Source organism: Pseudomonas sp. MF6394 (assembly GCF_002018845.1).
In the GTDB taxonomy this organism is placed as follows: domain Bacteria; phylum Pseudomonadota; class Gammaproteobacteria; order Pseudomonadales; family Pseudomonadaceae; genus Aquipseudomonas; species Aquipseudomonas lactis.
In genome coordinates, this window is record NZ_MVOJ01000003.1 from 246,515 (window position 1) to 262,546 (window position 16,032).

Annotated in this window: 13 protein-coding genes; 3 read left to right on the top strand and 10 right to left on the bottom strand. The window is 62.2% G+C overall.

Translation table 11 applies throughout. The features are described from left to right. Positions 1 to 5 precede the first annotated feature (5 nt). The 10 genes from MF6394_RS05635 to tssA all read right to left on the bottom strand — a co-directional run bounded on the left by MF6394_RS05635 (position 6) and on the right by tssA (position 12,390). Positions 6 to 440, bottom strand: a complete 435-nt coding sequence (locus MF6394_RS05635; RefSeq protein WP_003195571.1) for a DcrB-related protein — start codon at positions 438 to 440, stop codon at positions 6 to 8. Positions 441 to 455: 15 nt separating this feature from the next. Beyond that, positions 456 to 2,402 (bottom strand): type VI secretion system Vgr family protein, encoded by a 1,947-nt coding sequence (locus tag MF6394_RS05640; RefSeq protein WP_078466305.1) that lies wholly within the window; start codon positions 2,400 to 2,402, stop codon positions 456 to 458. A 142-nt stretch (positions 2,403 to 2,544) separates the two neighbouring features. Next, a complete protein-coding gene (tssH, locus tag MF6394_RS05645) occupies positions 2,545 to 5,205 on the bottom strand; it encodes a type VI secretion system ATPase TssH (RefSeq protein ID WP_078466306.1) in 2,661 nt (886 codons plus the stop codon). Continuing rightward, a complete protein-coding gene (gene tssG, locus MF6394_RS05650) occupies positions 5,198 to 6,241 on the bottom strand; it encodes a type VI secretion system baseplate subunit TssG (protein ID WP_078466307.1) in 1,044 nt (347 codons plus the stop codon). The genes tssH and tssG overlap by 8 nt, the downstream gene beginning before the upstream one ends. After that, positions 6,205 to 8,064, bottom strand: a complete 1,860-nt coding sequence (tssF, locus tag MF6394_RS05655; RefSeq protein WP_032894507.1) for a type VI secretion system baseplate subunit TssF — start codon at positions 8,062 to 8,064, stop codon at positions 6,205 to 6,207. The genes tssG and tssF overlap by 37 nt, the downstream gene beginning before the upstream one ends. Further along, positions 8,061 to 8,576 carry a type VI secretion system baseplate subunit TssE gene (gene tssE, locus MF6394_RS05660; RefSeq protein ID WP_003195563.1) on the bottom strand — a complete coding sequence of 172 codons (516 nt, stop codon included), beginning with the start codon at positions 8,574 to 8,576 and terminating at the stop codon, positions 8,061 to 8,063. The genes tssF and tssE overlap by 4 nt, the downstream gene beginning before the upstream one ends. A gap of 72 nt (positions 8,577 to 8,648) precedes the next feature. After that, positions 8,649 to 9,137 (bottom strand): Hcp family type VI secretion system effector, encoded by a 489-nt coding sequence (locus MF6394_RS05665; RefSeq protein WP_003195562.1) that lies wholly within the window; start codon positions 9,135 to 9,137, stop codon positions 8,649 to 8,651. 173 nt (positions 9,138 to 9,310) lie between these two features. Continuing rightward, positions 9,311 to 10,807, bottom strand: coding sequence for a type VI secretion system contractile sheath large subunit (gene tssC / locus MF6394_RS05670; protein WP_003195559.1), 1,497 nt, complete (start codon positions 10,805 to 10,807; stop codon positions 9,311 to 9,313). Between the two features lie 2 nt (positions 10,808 to 10,809). Continuing rightward, the gene (tssB, locus tag MF6394_RS05675) at positions 10,810 to 11,316 is read right to left on the bottom strand and encodes a type VI secretion system contractile sheath small subunit (RefSeq protein WP_003195557.1); all 507 of its coding nucleotides are present in this window, start codon (positions 11,314 to 11,316) and stop codon (positions 10,810 to 10,812) included. A 54-nt stretch (positions 11,317 to 11,370) separates the two neighbouring features. Further along, positions 11,371 to 12,390: a type VI secretion system protein TssA gene (gene tssA / locus MF6394_RS05680; protein ID WP_078466308.1), complete on the bottom strand. Its 1,020-nt coding sequence runs from the start codon at positions 12,388 to 12,390 to the stop codon at positions 11,371 to 11,373. A 393-nt stretch (positions 12,391 to 12,783) separates the two neighbouring features. On the opposite strand from tssA, the gene tagH reads away from it, so the two are divergent. The 3 genes from tagH to tssK are packed head-to-tail and all read left to right on the top strand — an operon-like array spanning position 12,784 to position 16,032. Then, the gene (gene tagH, locus MF6394_RS05685) at positions 12,784 to 14,112 is read left to right on the top strand and encodes a type VI secretion system-associated FHA domain protein TagH (protein ID WP_078466309.1); all 1,329 of its coding nucleotides are present in this window, start codon (positions 12,784 to 12,786) and stop codon (positions 14,110 to 14,112) included. Positions 14,113 to 14,169: 57 nt separating this feature from the next. Further along, the gene (tssJ, locus tag MF6394_RS05690; RefSeq protein WP_003195552.1) at positions 14,170 to 14,679 is read left to right on the top strand and encodes a type VI secretion system lipoprotein TssJ; all 510 of its coding nucleotides are present in this window, start codon (positions 14,170 to 14,172) and stop codon (positions 14,677 to 14,679) included. An 18-nt stretch (positions 14,680 to 14,697) separates the two neighbouring features. Then, positions 14,698 to 16,032, top strand: coding sequence for a type VI secretion system baseplate subunit TssK (gene tssK / locus MF6394_RS05695; protein WP_078466310.1), 1,335 nt, complete (start codon positions 14,698 to 14,700; stop codon positions 16,030 to 16,032).

The following is a 16,032-nucleotide window of genomic DNA, read 5'->3' on the forward strand; positions in this document are numbered from 1 at the left end:
TCGACTCAAGGCGTGGCGAGAAAGTTGAGTGTGCTTTTCAGCGTTGCCCAGTGCGCCGCCTCGGCCGGGCCCAGGGGCTGGGCCTTGACGTAACTGAGGGCGATCAAGCGACGCGTGCCCGGTATCTGCATGGCCAGCTGATATTGGTAAATGTTGTCGCTGCCTTTGCTGAAGTGGTTCTGCACTTCAAACGCGTCGATGTCCTGCGCCGGGCCGACCTTGACCGCTTGCGCCGGGGAATAGCGAAGGTCCTGGACCTGCTGTTCAAGCTTTTTCAGCTGGCCTTCGAAATTGCTTTGCAGGCTCTCGCCATCGGCCAAGGGGCTGCGGCTCACCACCAAGGTGGTGCCCAGCTTGGCGAACTTTAGGATATTGATCGAAGTGTCCTGTACCTCGACATCGGGCAGGGTGAATTGGGCTTCGTTGATCAGGTAGTTCATGGTGGCGAAATCTCGTTATTGACCAGCACCGGGCTTACCGGGAAATTTTGATTCGACGGCGGACTTGATCGTGCTTTGCACGCCTTGGGCACCGGGCGATGTGCCCTTATCACTGCCCAGGTTGATGTCCAATTTGCCCTTCGTCTGGATCTTGCTGCTGCCGCTGGAAAACAGGTTGAACGAGCCACAGGTCATGTTGATGTCGCCGCCTGCTTTGAGCTCGATCACGCTGTCACCGCACACCAGGCGAATACTCTCGCCGGCCTCGATGGTGTAACTCGTGGCGGCGCTGTCGGACTTGGCACCGCCCACGATCACCGTGTCGTTGTTGCGCACGACTCGCAGACGGTTACTGCCAATGGTCACCGTCTCGTTATGGCCAATGCTTTTATTGCGGTCATGCCCCACCGAGTGGCTCTCATCCACCTCCACCACGATGTCCTGGTTACGCTCGGCATGGATATACAACTGCTCCAACCCCTTCTTGTCCTCCATGCGGATTTCATTGAAGTTGGCCGGCGAGCCGCCTTTGCTGGAGCGGCTTTTCATGCCGCTCTGGGTGGCGTTCTCTGGCAAATCGTAGGGCACCGTCTGCTCTGCGTTGTAGACGCGGCCGGTGATGATCGGCCGGTCGGGGTCGCCTTCGAGGAAGCTGACGATCACTTCCTGGCCGATGCGTGGAATCTGCATCGAACCCCAGTTCTTGCCGGCCCAGGATTGCGACACACGAATCCAGCACGAGCTGTTCTCGTTGGATTGGTCGTGGCGGTCCCAGTAGAAGTGCACCTTCACGCGGCCATACTGGTCGGTCCAGATTTCCTCGCCCTTGGGGCCCACCACCACCGCGGTCTGCGGGCCTTTGACGATGGGGCGGTGGGTGTTGGCCAGTGGGCGGAAACTCTGTTGGGCGTCGATGCAGGTCAGGCTGCTTTCAAACTGCGCCGAGCCTGAACCGCCACCGCTTTCCAGGCTTTCCTGCACGATGAAGTAGCGGCAACCGACGATCAGGTATTCGCGGTTCTGGTCCTGGCGGCTGAAGCCGGTGAGGCTGAACAGATGGCCCGAGCCCAGGCCGCGCGCGTTGCCGCTGAACTCGATCTGTTCATGCAGGGTTTGCAGGGCTTCGATGCGGGTGCGCGCATAGTGTTCGCCGTCGGCGCTTTGCACGTACGTGCCGGGGTAGTCGTACAGCGGATAGTCACCGGCGGTGTGCGGGCGCGGCATGGCCGAGCGCACATCGATGCTCGCGCTGGGGCGCTGGAAGTCGTAGTCGTTCAGCTCCAGCGAGCCCGGCTGCACCTCCTGCGCCAGGTGCCAGTTGTGCATATGGTCGCGTTCACGCTGTTGCTCGTCCTTGGGGTAGTAAGGGATCGACGCATAGCCGGGCACGCTGGTGTGGGCGCCATAGGCGTCGGCCAGCACCAGCACATGGCGGTCCTGTTCATGGCGGAAGAAGTAGTAGATGCCTTCCTGTTCCATCAGCCGGCTGACGAAATCGAAGCTGGTCTCGCGGTACTGCACGCAGTATTCCCACTCGCGATACGGCCGGCTGAGGGCGTCTTCGAAGTCGGAAAAACCCAGGTCACGGAACACCTGCTTGATGATCTGCGGGATGCTCAGGTTCTGGAAGATGCGGCAGTCGGAGGTTCGGCTGAGCAACCACAGCCATGGGCGCAGGGTGGCCTGATAACTGGCGAACTGGCCTTGGTCGATGTTCTGGCTGCAGCGCGCGACGATGCCATGAAAGTACCGTTCGCCACCGTCGGCCAGTTGCAGGCCGACGCTCATCGGTTTGCCCAGCAACTGGTTGAGGTCGATGTTGGCGTCCAGGGACGTCAGTTGCAGCTCATAGTTGAACAGCCGGCCCAGCTCTTCACCGCCGCCCATTTCATTGAGCAGCAGCACATCCGGCCCGAGGGGGCTGGTGATCTTGGCCAGGCGTGAGGCTTGGTTGAATAGCATCATTTCATCCGTCAGTTTCAACGGTAGGAGCGAGCTTGCTCGCGAAGGTCGTCAACGATGACGCGGGCATTCAGAGTGAACGCGGCGACCTCGGGTTCTTCGCGAGCGAGCTCGCTCCTACAGGTGTCAGGCATTGCGGCGTTTATGCCGCGTCGCTGAAGTCGTAGTGCAATTCATTATCCCGACTGCTGATCCGCACTCCCGCCAATGCCTTGCCTTCCAACATGCGCGTGAGGAACTCGCGGCTCATGTCCGGCAGCAGGCTGTTGGTGAGGATGGTATCGATCATGCGTCCGCCGCTTTCAGTCTCGGTGCAGCGCGAGACGATCAGGTCGACCACGGCGTCGTCATACTCGAACGCGACTTTATGGGTGTTCTCCACACGCTTCTTGATGCGGTTCAGTTGCAGGCGCGTGATCGCCTTGAGCATCTCGTCGCTCAGCGGGTAGTACGGGATGGTCACCAGGCGGCCGAGCAAGGCCGGTGGGAAAATCTCCAGCAGCGGCTGGCGCAGGGCCTTGGCGATTTCCTCGGGCTCGGGGATGTTCGCAGGATCCTTGCAGACGTGTGAGATCAGCTCGGTACCGGCATTGGTGGTCAGCAGGATCAGGGTGTTCTTGAAGTCGATCACCCGGCCTTCGCCGTCTTCCATCACGCCCTTGTCGAACACCTGGAAGAAAATCTCGTGCACGTCCGGGTGGGCTTTCTCCACCTCATCCAGCAGCACCACGCTGTAGGGTTTGCGCCGTACCGCTTCGGTCAGCACACCGCCTTCGCCGTAGCCGATATAGCCCGGAGGTGCGCCCTTGAGCGTGGACACGGTGTGGGCTTCCTGGAACTCGCTCATGTTGATGGTGATGACGTTCTGCTCGCCGCCGTACATGGCTTCGGCCAGAGCCAGGGCGGTTTCGGTCTTGCCCACACCCGAGGTGCCGGCCAGCATGAACACGCCAATCGGCTTGCTCGGGTTGTCGAGGCCGGCGCGGGAGGTCTGGATGCGCTTGGCGATCATCTGCAGGGCATGGTCCTGGCCTATGATGCGTTTCTTCAAGTGCTGGTCGAGGTTGAGCACAGTCTCCAGTTCATTGCGCGCCATGCGGCCCACCGGGATGCCAGTCCAGTCGGCGACCACTGAGGCCACGGCCTGGTAATCCACGGTCGGCAGGATCAACGGGGTTTCGCCTTGCAGGATGGTGAGGCGTTGTTGCAGGTCGACCAATTGCGCACGCAATGCATCGTTGCCGCTGTCCACCACGCCGGCTTTTTCGCGCAAGGTGGCACGGGTGGCGAGCAGTTCATCCACCAAGGCTTTTTCTTCAGCCCAACGGCTTTCCAGGGTCGCCAGGCGCTCGCGCTCGGCGCTCAACAAGGCTTCGCTGTTGCTCTGGCGCGTACCCGTGGCGATGCCGATCGCATGCTCACGGGCGATGATTTGCAGCTCGGTTTCCAGGGCCTCGATACGGCGACGGCTGTCGTCCACTTCCGCTGGCACCGCGTGCAGGCTGATAGCGACGCGGGCACAGGCGGTGTCCAGCAGGCTCACGGATTTGTCCGGCAACTGACGCGCCGGAATGTAGCGGTGGGAGAGCTTCACCGAGGCTTCCAGGGCTTCGTCGAGGATCTGCACCTGGTGGTGTTTTTCCATGGTGGAAGCCACGCCGCGCATCATCAGCAATGCCTTGTCTTCCGACGGTTCGGCAACCTGCACCACCTGGAAGCGGCGGGTCAGGGCCGGGTCTTTCTCGATGTGCTTTTTGTATTCGGCCCAGGTAGTGGCAGCTACGGTACGCAAGGTGCCACGGGCCAGGGCAGGCTTGAGCAGGTTGGCCGCGTCACCGGTGCCGGCAGCGCCACCGGCACCCACCAGGGTATGGGCTTCGTCGATAAACAGGATGATCGGCTTGGGCGAGGCCTGCACGTCTTCGATGACCTGGCGCAGGCGCTGTTCGAACTCGCCTTTCATGCTGGCGCCGGCTTGCAACAGGCCCACGTCGAGGCTGCGCAGCTCCACGTCCTTGAGCGCAGGCGGTACGTCACCGGCAACGATGCGCAGGGCGAAACCTTCGACCACGGCGGTCTTGCCCACCCCGGCCTCACCGGTGAGGATCGGGTTGTTCTGGCGCCGACGCATGAGGATATCCACCAGTTGGCGAATCTCCTCGTCACGGCCCACGATGGGGTCGAGCTTGCCGCTGCGGGCCTGTTCGGTCAGGTCTACAGTGAAACGCTTGAGCGCTTCCTGCTTGCCCATCGCGCTGGGCGCCATGGCCCCGCTGGCCTCGCCAGGGACACCGGCATTGAAGCCATCGCTGGCGCTCAAGGCATTTTCCGGCGAGTCACCGACGTATTCATCAAAACGTTCGCTCAAGGCTTCGGCCTTGATTTTGTCGAACTCGCCGGACAAGCCCAGCAGCGCATGGCGCAGGCTCGGCGTCTTCAAGATGCCCAGCACCAGATAACCGGTGCGCACCTGGCTTTCGCCAAACATCAGGCTGCCATACACCCAGCCGCGTTCTACGGCCTCTTCCACATGGGAGGACAGGTCGGTGATCGACGTGGAACCGCGCGGCAGGCGATCCAGGGCTTCGGTGAGGTCGCGGGCCAGGCGTGCTGGTTCCACATTGAACTGGCGGATGATGCGGTGCAGGTCCGAGTCCTGCAGTTGCAACAACTGGTGAAACCAGTGGGCCAGTTCCACATACGGATTGCCCCGCAATTTGCAGAACACGGTGGCGGCTTCGATGGCCTTGTAGGCCACGCTGTTGAGTTTGCCGAACAGTGCGGCGCGACTGATTTCACCCATGCTCTGGATTCCTTGAGGTGGTGGCGTGGTCGGCGTAATGCCGGGCCAGGATTAGGTCGTTGGCGTCATGCGCAGGTTGGCCGAGCCAGGTGTTGAAGCCCAGGCGGAACTGGCCGTTGAGTTGCAGCGCCGGTACTTCGGGTTGTTGCAAAACCAGGTTCAAGTCCCAGTCCAATTCATGGCCCAGGTACTCGGCCACCCACGCCACCAGCTCGTTGAACGGCTGTTGGCCGGGCAGCATGCCCATGTAGTCATCCAGCGTGAGCGGGCCCAGGCGGATGCGGAATTTGTGCTGGCGGTCCCACACGTGGCTGCCCAGGCAGAAGTCCACGCCCAATTGGTTGGCGCTGACCCCCACCCGGCTGCGTTCGGGCAGTTCAAGCCATTGGCCGACATACTCTTCAATCTCTACCGGCAGGCCGAAGTACTCGCCCAGGATCGCTTTCAAGCCATCCGGGTAGCGGGTTTGCGCCGACAGATGGCCGCTGTAATGCAGCTTTGCGGTATCGGGGATCAGCCCTTGATTGAGCAGGCTCGGCATTCCGCGGCCACTCAGGGCGGCGAGGCGGGCGGACCAGTAGTCATCGTCCGGGCGGTCATGGCTGACGGTAGGCCGCGCCTCGGCCCAGGCCCGATAGAACAGAGTCAGCAGGCGATGGTGGAACACATCCAGGAACTGCTTGCTGGTGCTGTCGGCGTTGTTGCGCTGGCGCTCGCGCACGTACTCGGTGATGTGCAGCGGCAGCGGGCCGTTGGGGCCGCCGAGGCCGAAGAAGAACTGCTCCAACCGCGCCGGCTTGCCATCGCCTCCTGGCTCGACCGAGGCAAGGGTGGCGGGTGCGAAGGTGCAATCGGCCTGCTGCCCCAGGCGCAGCGGATCATCGGCCAGGCGCAGGGAATGGCCCAGGCGTGGCAGCTCGGGCGTTTCGCACTCGATGAGCCGCAATGCCTGGAAGAAGTCATATTCCCAGGGCTCCTGGTGCATCGCGTCCAGGGTTCTCACAGGGTCGGACGCCGTCCGGGCTTGGCTTTCCATCGCATGATCTCACCGCGTTCGGTGGTACGGATCACCGTCTCGGTAAAGCTGTTGATCGACACGTAGCGTGCCAGGAAGCGCTCCAGCACCGCACCGAGCAGGAACACGCCGGTGCCGCGAAACGCGTTTTCATCGAACTCCAGGGTGATTTCCAGGCCGCGGCCAAACACAATCGGGCCCGGCATCGGCAGGCGTCGAGTCACCGCCTTGCTGCTGACTTCGCGCAGGCCTTCGATCTGCAATTGCAGGGCGGCGTCATTGCTGTCGCCGTACAGGCGCAGCAGTTCGCGCAAGGCGCCGGCGCCCTGGCCCTGTTCGCTCAAGGACAGGTAGTTGAGCGACAACTGGCTGATCAGGCGCCAGGCCTTGGCGTCATGCGCATGGCTGGCACGCGGGCGACTTGGCCCGGCGACGCACCGCACGGCCAGTACCGGCGCACTGTCGGCCAGGGTGAAGTCGGTCTTGCCGTTGCCCACGCTCATGAACAGCGGCAGGTCGCGGTTGGTGCACAGCGCCGTCACGCCCAGTTGGCGCAGGTCATGGCGATACGGTGCCTGGCGGCTGTCCACCAGGCTGACGAAGGTTTCACTGCCCACATACGTGGAGCGCGGGCCATTGCGGCGTTGGTCGCTGGACAGCACCCGCGGCTCGCGGCGCACGCTGTAATAGGCCTGGTCGCGGCCATAGCGCGACGGATCGCGCACGGCATAGAACGGCAAGAACGGCTGCTCCGGCCCGGTGCCATGGCCAGTGATGCCGCTCAAGGAATGAATCTCGAAATCCATTGGCCGGGTACGGTCGGCGATCACGTGGTGTTCATTGACCCGGTCGGACAAGTGGATACGGTCCACGCGCTTGGGGAACAGGTTGATGGCGGGCGTGCAGAACGGCAAGAACTGCGCCGCGCCGACACTGCCTTCCAGGCTCGGCTCGTGGCGGTCAAACAGCACGATCAGTTCCAGCTCCTGGGCGTCACAGCGTTTGACCGCACGGCTCAACTCGGCAAATTCAACGAACAGGAAGCGATGGGGCAGGGCAAAGTACTCCTGCAACAGGCGATAGCCCTGGAACGCCCGCGCCACCACCGGCATGGCGGCATCGGCATCGTCGAAGCCCCGCGAGCGCAACGCGCCCTGGGGCAGGCGCTCGACCCAATCGCCACCGGGCTGGCGCGCAAACACCGCGCAGGCATTGCCCAGCAGTTGTTCGTAGAGGCGAAACGGTTGTTCATCGGCGCCGCTCAGGTACAGCGGCAAGGTGTCCAGGTCGAGGCTGTTGAACGGCAGCTCGGCACCGGTGCGCAGGGTCAGGCGCAGACCGGCCTTGGCTTTTGGCTCGCTGGCGGCCAGGCGGCCGAGCACGGCGGCGGGGTTGCCGAAATATTCGGCGTTGCTGACCTGCAACGGCCACAGCGTCACCGGGTGCGCGGTGCGGTACTCGCAGCAGGTCTGGGTTTCACGGCCCAGGGCGGCCCGCAGCACCGTGTCACGGGGCAACGGGAAACCGCCGGCCAAGGAGCCTTCATCGGGGTCGGTCTGCAATTGCACCACGGTCATCGACGGCGTCGGCGCCAGGTAGTGCGGGTAGGCGATTTCCAACAGGTTATGGGTGAAGGTCGGGTACTCGGCGTCGAGCTTGAGCTGCACGCGGGCGGTGAGATAGGCGAAGCCTTCAAGCAAGCGTTCGACGTACGGGTCGGCGCAGTCCATACCGGACAGGGTCAGCCGACTGGCGATCTTCGGGTATTCCTTGGCGAACTCGGCGGCGCTTTCGCGCACGTGGTGCAGTTCCTGGTTGTACAGCTCCAGCAGGCGCGGGTTCATGGGCGTCTCCGCTGGTCGGCATTGAGCACGCGCACATGGCCGGACTCCAGGTCCACGTCGGTCTGCAACAGCAAACGCAACGGCACCGGCTGTGCCCACAGGTCGCCTTCAATCTCGAAACTCAGGGCGTTGTGGTTCATCTCGCCATGGCCCATGCGCGCCTTGACCCGCAATGTGTGGCGCAAAATACGCGGCTCGAAAGTGGCGATGGCCTGGTAAATCAAGGCTTCCAGGGCTTTGATATCAACGCTCGAAGCGCTGTTGCCCGCCAGTGCCGGCAGGCCGTAATTGACCACCGACGTACCGGCCGGGGTGTGCAGCGTGGCATCGGTATCGAGTAACGAGGTGGTGTTAAGCAACCACGCCAGGTCACGCAGCACCGAGGCCTTCAATTGGGTCAGGGACAGCACGCGTTTGTCGGCGCTTTCCTTGGGGTTGGTCGGGTCGTCGTCGGTCAACCGGTCCAACAGGGACGGTTGCAGACGGTCGCGGGAAGCGATTTCAGTTACCACCAAAGCAGCTCCACGGACAAGTTGCGAGAGGGACACAATGGCCGTGGCACCGGGCCACGGCCACAAGGGCTATCAGCGTTTGGTGTTGGAACGGATGTTCCAGCCGAACTTGATCGCGCCGCCGTCTTTGGTGCCGTCGGCTTTCTGCGGCTGGTAGTCGACCATCACTTGGGCGAAGTTCAGGGTGACGTTTTCGGTCAGGCGATCATCGCTGCCCGAACCGCCGGTGCTCAAGGAGGTGACCAGCACTTCTTCCAGGTTGATCACCATGTACTCGACCTGGCTCTCGCCACCGGCCTTGCGCACGGTCAGCTTGACCTTGTCGATGTGCTTGCCGCTGGCGCAGTGCATCATCAGGTTGGGCGAAGCCTTGTCGACGTATTTGGTCAGCGACAGGTCCTGGATATTCACCTTGCCCGCACCACCGCCACCGCCGACGTGCATGTTGCCGGACTGGGACATGCCCCAGCTCCAGTTCAACACATCGATTTCGTCCTTGTGGGCCTTGTCCATGGACTCGCCCTTGATGTCGCCGATCTTGATGAAAATATCAACAGCCATGTTTTCTCCCTGTGTGGCTCAGGCCACGAATGTGTTGACGTCCCCGACCCCTGTAGGAGCGAGCTTGCTCGCGAAGGTCGTTAACGATGACGCTGGCATCCTGAATGAGCGCGGCGTCTTTAAGTTTTTCGCGAGCAAGCTCGCTCCTACAGGAAGCGAGCCGGTCCGGTTAATTAGGCGCTTTTTGCCGAAGGCAGCTTCGATACCAAACGCAACGACACCGTCAGCCCTTCAAGCTGATAGTGCGGGCGCAGGTAGAACTTGGAGTTGTAATACCCCGGGTTGCCTTCGACTTCTTCCACGATCACTTCGGCGGCTGCCAACGGGTGCTGGGCCTTGGTGGTTTCGGTGGAGTGTGCCGGGTCGCCGTCGACGTAGTTGAGGATCCAGTCCTGCAACCAGCGCTGCATTTCGTCCTTCTCTTTGAAGGAGCCGACCTTGTCGCGCACGATGCACTTCAAGTAGTGAGCGAAACGGCACGTGGCGAACAGGTACGGCAGGCGCGCGGCCAGGTTGGCGTTGGCGGTGGCGTCCGGGTCGTCGTATTCGGCAGGTTTCTGCAGCGACTGGGCGCCAATGAACGCGGCGAAGTCGGTGTTTTTCTTGTGCAGCAGCGGCATGAAACCGTTCTTCGCCAGTTCCGCTTCACGGCGGTCGCTGATGGCGATTTCGGTCGGGCACTTCATGTCCACGCCACCGTCATCGGTAGGGAACGTGTGGGCCGGCAGGTTTTCCACTTCACCGCCAGACTCGATGCCACGGATACGCGAGCACCAGCCGTAGTGCTTGAACGAACGGTTAATGTTCACCGCCATGGCGTAGGCGGCGTTGGCCCAGGTGTACTTGGAGCTGTCGGCGCCGTCGGTGTTTTCTTCGAAAGCGAAGGCTTCCACCGGATCGGTCTTGGCGCCGTACGGCAGGCGTGCCAGGAAGCGCGGCATGGTCAGGCCGATGTAGCGCGAGTCTTCCGATTCACGCAGCGAGCGCCAGCCGGCGTATTCCGGGGTGGTGAAGATCTTGGTCAGGTCGCGTGGGTTCGACAGTTCCTGCCACGAGCCCATGCCCATCACAGTCGGCGAGGCCGCAGCGATGAACGGCGAGTGCATGGCGGCGCAGACTTTCGACAGCTCGCCCAGCAGTTCCACATCGGGCGGCGACTGGTCGAAGTAGTAGTCACCCACCAGGCAGCCGTAAGGCTCGCCACCGAACTGGCCGTATTCTTCTTCGTACATCTTCTTGAAGATCGGGCTCTGGTCCCATGCAGTGCCCTTGAATTTCTTCAGGGTCTTGTGCAGGTCTGGCTTGGAGATGTTGAGCACGCGAATCTTCAGTTGCTCATCGCTCTCGGTGTTATTGACCAGGTAATGCAGGCCACGCCAGGCGCTTTCCAGTTGTTGGAAATCCTGGTGGTGGATGATCTGGTTGACCTGGGCGGTGAGCTTGGCGTCGATGGCGGCGATGATTGATTCGATCGACTTGATCGCGTCGTTGGACACCAGGTCGGTTTGCGCCAGGGCCTGTTCAGCCAGGGTGCGCACCGCGGTTTCAACGGCTTCGCGGGCACGCTCGGTCTTGGGTTTGAATTCTTGCAGCAGCAGGTTCGCGAACTCGCTGGCTTCTTCGGTGGTACCCAGGATCTGGCTGCCTTCGCGGGCGGTATTGTCCGTCATGATTACTGCTCCCCTGCAGGCTTGGGCGCACTGGCAAGTGCCTGAAGCAATGCCGGGTCCTTGATCGCCTTCATGATGATTTCTTCAGCGCCAGTCTTGCCGTCCATGTAGGTCAGCAGGTTGGCCAATTGGGTGCGGGCTTCGAGCAGCTGGTTCAGGGAATCGACCTTGCGCGCCACAGCGGCCGGGCTGAAGTCGTCCATGCTTTCGAAGGTGATGTCCAGGCTCAGGTTGCCTTCGCCGGTCAGCTCATTGGGTACGTGGAACGCGACGCGTGGCTGCATGGCCTTGAGGCGCGAGTCGAAGTTGTCGACGTCCACCTCAAGGAACTTGCGGTCGGCCACGGGTGCCAGCGGCTCGGCAGGCTTGCCGGCGAGGTCGGCCATCACGCCCATTACGAAGGGCAGCTGGACCTTTTTCTCGGCGCCGTAAAGCTCGACGTCGTACTCGATCTGCACTCGAGGCGCACGGTTGCGCGCGATGAATTTCTGAGAACTTTGCTTCGCCACGTTGCTGCTCCTGGTCGCTTGAGCGACGGTGTTGTTACTGCACGGTCCGGCGGCTTACTCGCTGTCGGGGCCGCGCAGGTTTTCAAATTGGGACATGCCATCGGGAATCAGATTGCGCACGATGGCCGCAAAGTCGGCATGCACCAGATTCTTGGCTCGGTTCAACAACACCGGCAGCGGGCTCGAAGGCTCGTGGCGGGTGTAGTACGCGAGGATTTTGTCGAGGCTGCGCAGCACATCGTCGCGGGTGGCGATGTCGCCAGAAGGGCGAGGGGCTGCGGGCGCGGCGGCGTTATCGACCGAGGGGGCATTGTCTTCACTGACGGCCTCGGGATCGCTGCTGCTGTCGGTGCCTGGCACCGCTTGGTTGAGCAGTTGCAGGGCCTGTTTGAGCGGCTGCTTCAAGGCGCTGAGGTCCACGCCCTGGGCGGAACCGACTTGGTCATTGACCTGTTGCTCAATGGCCTCGCACGCCGCACGCGCCGCGCTCAAGGCGTCACGGGTGGCTTGCAGTTGTTCGGGGTCGCTGTCCAGGAACGCGGCATTGAGTTGCTGGTTGCCCAACTGCTCATCGGCAAAACTTTGCAGGCCGCTGGCGTTGAGCGCTGCGCGCAGGGTCACGGGCCCGAAGGTGCGCGAGCGTGTGAGGATGCTTTCGCGCAGCAGACGGATATTGGTCTCGCAGGTCAGGCCGGTAAGGGCGTTGATGCGCACGGTGGGGTCGTTGTCATCGTCGGCATCCAGGCGCGGGTGCAGCTCGGCCCAGTATTGGCGCAACAAGGCGTCGATCAGCGTGAGGACTTCGGCCAGCCCGGCCACACCTTGGAGGGCGAGGGTGCTTTGCAGCAGAAAGTGGGTGATGCGCAGGTCTTTGCTGCGCTGCAACAGGTCGAGGCTTTGCTGCTGGATGCTGCGCCACTCGGGCGGCTCAGCGGGCAGGATCGAGTCGCCCATGCTGCGTTCGGGTTGGCCCTTGGCATCACGTTCCAACTGCAGAAATTGCGCGTCATATTCCATGTCCTCGCCACAGGGCGACGTCGCGGAAACGGCGGTGAGCAGCAACGGCACATCCACTGAATTCGATCTCCTTATCGGCCCGCTGGACGGCGGGCAATGCATGCACTAGTTGCGTAATGAACTTTGCATGTTTTCTTGGTCATATACTCAGCGTGCCACTACTGCGCCATCACTGATGTTCAAGAAGTTGTGCATTTTTGGTGTAGTAGTTATGGCTTGTCAAGGTAAGCTATTCGCCCTCTGTGACAGATGTGCGGTGTTTAACAACCTGCGCGACTGGCGGGTCGAAAGGCGCGCCCAGAGCGGATTTTTGTCATGGAAGCCAGTTAAGATCAGCGATCATGCTGGTAAAAGCAGATTTTGGCGGTCGTTTGTACGACAGGACGGGACTCTCCAGGGTGGCACTGCCTCCTGGGTAGACTGCGCGCGATGTATCAGCAAGGAGGCAAGATGTCGCTGTGTTTGACTATCACTAGTTATCACAAGATCACCCCTGGGCAATGCCCCGAAAAGTCCATGGATCAGGGCGTGATGGCTATTGGCCGCAGTTCTGAGAATGACTGGGTATTGCCCGACCCCGAGCGTCTCGTCTCTTCGCAACATTGCGTTATTCAATACAAAGATGGCCGTTACTACTTAACCGATAACAGCACCAATGGTGTGGAATTGGTCAAGGCGGGTATTCGTATGCGTCGCGGTAACAGCGAGCCGTTGCAAGACGGTGAGTTGATCCGCATCGGTGATTACGAAATCCAGGCGCGTATCGATTTCAACGTGCAGGCCATCGACAGCCAGCCATTTGCCGGTGACTCACCCAACAGCTTTGAAGCGCTGATGGGCGCCGTGGTGAGCCAGCCTGCGCCCACGCCGATGATCGCCCCGCAATTCCAGGGCGCCTCGGCCATGGAAACCCTGCCCGACCTGTTCGACTTCCTCAGCCCCACCGCCGTGCCGCCGCCCACCGTGGCGGACCATGTGCCGTCCGAGCAACACGATTTTCGCCCCCCGGCTCCGGTGGCCGTACCGGCACCCGAAAGGCCGGCGGTGCAAGGCTCGGTGATTCCCGAAGACTGGGACCTGTTCGGCGACGCGCCCGCGCCCGTGGTCAATGCTGCGCCCGCCCCAGACCCGATCATCCCGCCGCCACCTGTGGTCGAGCCTGTTGCGCTCCCCGTGGCCAATGCCGAGCCACAACCGGACCTCCTGCAAGCCTTCCTACGGGGTGCGGGCCTGGACCAGTTGCGCCTGGACAAAGCCGACGCCTGCGCGCAGATGGAAAGCATCGGCCGCAGCTACCGGTTGATGGTCGAGGGCTTGATCGACGTATTGCGTGCCCGTGCCAGCCTCAAGGGCGAGTTCCGCATGCAGCAGACGATGATCCGCCCCGCCGAAAACAACCCGTTGAAATTCGCCCCGAATGCCGATGAAGCGTTACTGCTGTTGCTGCGTCATGGCAACCAGGCGTTCATGGCGCCGGACCTCGCCGTACGTGACAGTTTCGACGACCTTCGCGCCCACCAGTTGGCCGTGATGGCTGGCGTGGAAGCGGCGATCAAACACCTGCTCACGCGCTTTGAACCGGCGCAATTGGAGGAGCGCATGGGCAAGCCCGGCGGCCTCTCCAGTCTGTTCAACGGTTCGCGTCAGGCCCAGTACTGGCAGCAGTTTACCGAGCTCTACAGCAACATTTCCCGCGAGGCCCAGGACGATTTCCAGGACCTGTTCGGTCGCGAATTCAGCCGGGCCTACGAAGAACACAGTGCACGACAGCGAGGCTGAAAACGCCTCGCACTAATGGATAAAACGGATAGCTAAATACGTCATTGAGGACGCAGGATGATTCCCAGGTTTTTACTCGCCGCCGCTACCGCGCTGCTGCTGACGGCGTGTGCCAACGACGCGGTCAAACCCCAGGCGGCTGCCGAGGCCGAAGCCGACACGGCCGCCGTCGAATTGCACTTTCACGCGATTGCCGGGCTTAACCCCGGTGCCAACGGCCAGGCCGCGCCGGTGCGGGTGCGCATTTTCGAATTGAAAAACGCCGCTACCTTTTCACGCTCCGATTACTTCGCCCTGGCGGACCGGGCGCAATCCACCCTGGGCCTGGACCTGCTGGACCAGGACGAAGTGATGGTGCAGCCCGGCCAACAACTGAGCGTGCAGCGCGACCTCGACCCGTCCACGCGCCAGATCGGCCTGCTGGTGGGCTACCGCGAGTTGGACCGTGCGCAATGGCGCACGGTCATCAACGTGCCGCCGCGCCAATACAGCGAATACCAGATCAGCCTCGACGTGCATGCCGTGCGCGCCGACGTCGTGGCTTCCCCATCCAGCCCAGCCCAATAACAAGCAATCGGAGCCCCCATGTCCTGGAACAATCGCGTGGTCTGGTCGGAAGGCATGTTCATCGGAACGCAGCACTTCCAGCAGCATGACCGTTACCTGGAAAACCTGATCGACGCCCGCAGCCGCCCGTTATCGGCGGGTGCCTGGGGTTTCTCCGAGCTGTTGATCGACCAAGGCCTGCTGGCCCAGGGCAAGCTGGCGATTGTGTCGGCCCGCGGCCTGTTGCCCGATGGCACGCCGTTCAATATTCCCCAGGACGACCTGGCGCCGAGCCCGTTGAACATCGACGACAACCTGCGCGACGGCCTGGTGTACCTGGCCCTGCCGCTCAAGCGCGCCGGTGCCCGTGACACGGTGGACGAGGGTGAAGCCCTGGAAGCGGCGCGCTACGTGAGCCAGGTGCGCGAAGTGCGCGACGACAACGCCCTGTTCGAAAACCGTGCACCGGTGGCAGTGGGGTCGCGGGCATTGCGCCTGCTGACAGCGCAGGATGGCATCAGCGACTACGCCGCCATCGGCCTGGTACGCATCAAGGAAAAACGCGCCGACCGCGCATTGGTGCTCGATGACACCTACATCCCGCCGGTGCTGGACGTGGCTGCGAGCAAACCGCTGACGGCCTTTCGCAGCGAACTGCTGGGCCTGTTGCACCAGCGTGGCGAAGCGCTGGCCGGTCGCGTGGTGGCTTCGGGTGCCGGTGGTGCCTCGGAGATCGCCGACTTCATGCTGCTGCAACTGGTCAACCGCGCCCAGCCGCTGATCCAGCACTTCAGCCAGTTGAGCCCGTTGCACCCGGAGCGCTTTTTTAGCGAACTGGTCAGTCTGGCCGGTGAATTTTCCACCTTCTCAACCTCCGGCCGCCGTCCCCACGAATACCCGCAGTACCAGCACGACGACCTGGCCCTGAGCTTTATGCCGGTGATGGCGGCTCTGCGTGAAGCGCTGTCGATGCTGATCGACAGCAAGGCCACGCCGATCCCGATCGTGGAGAAAGCCTACGGCATCCATGTGGCGATGCTGGCCGACAAGACCCTGCTCGACAACGCCAGTTTCATCCTCGTGGTGCGCGCCGATGTGCCCGGCGAAACCCTGCGTGCGCGTTTCGGCCAGCAGAGCAAGGTTGGCTCGGTGGAGCACATCCGCGACATGGTCAACCTGCAACTGCCGGGCATCGGCCTGCTGCCATTGCCGGTGGCGCCACGCCAATTGCCTTACCACGCCGGCAGCACCTACTACGAGCTGGACCGTGGCAGCGAGTACTGGCAGCAGCTGAATAATTCCGGCGGTTTCGCCTTCCATATCGCCGGGCAGTTCCCGGGCTTGAACCTGGCCTTCTGGGCGATCCGAGGATAA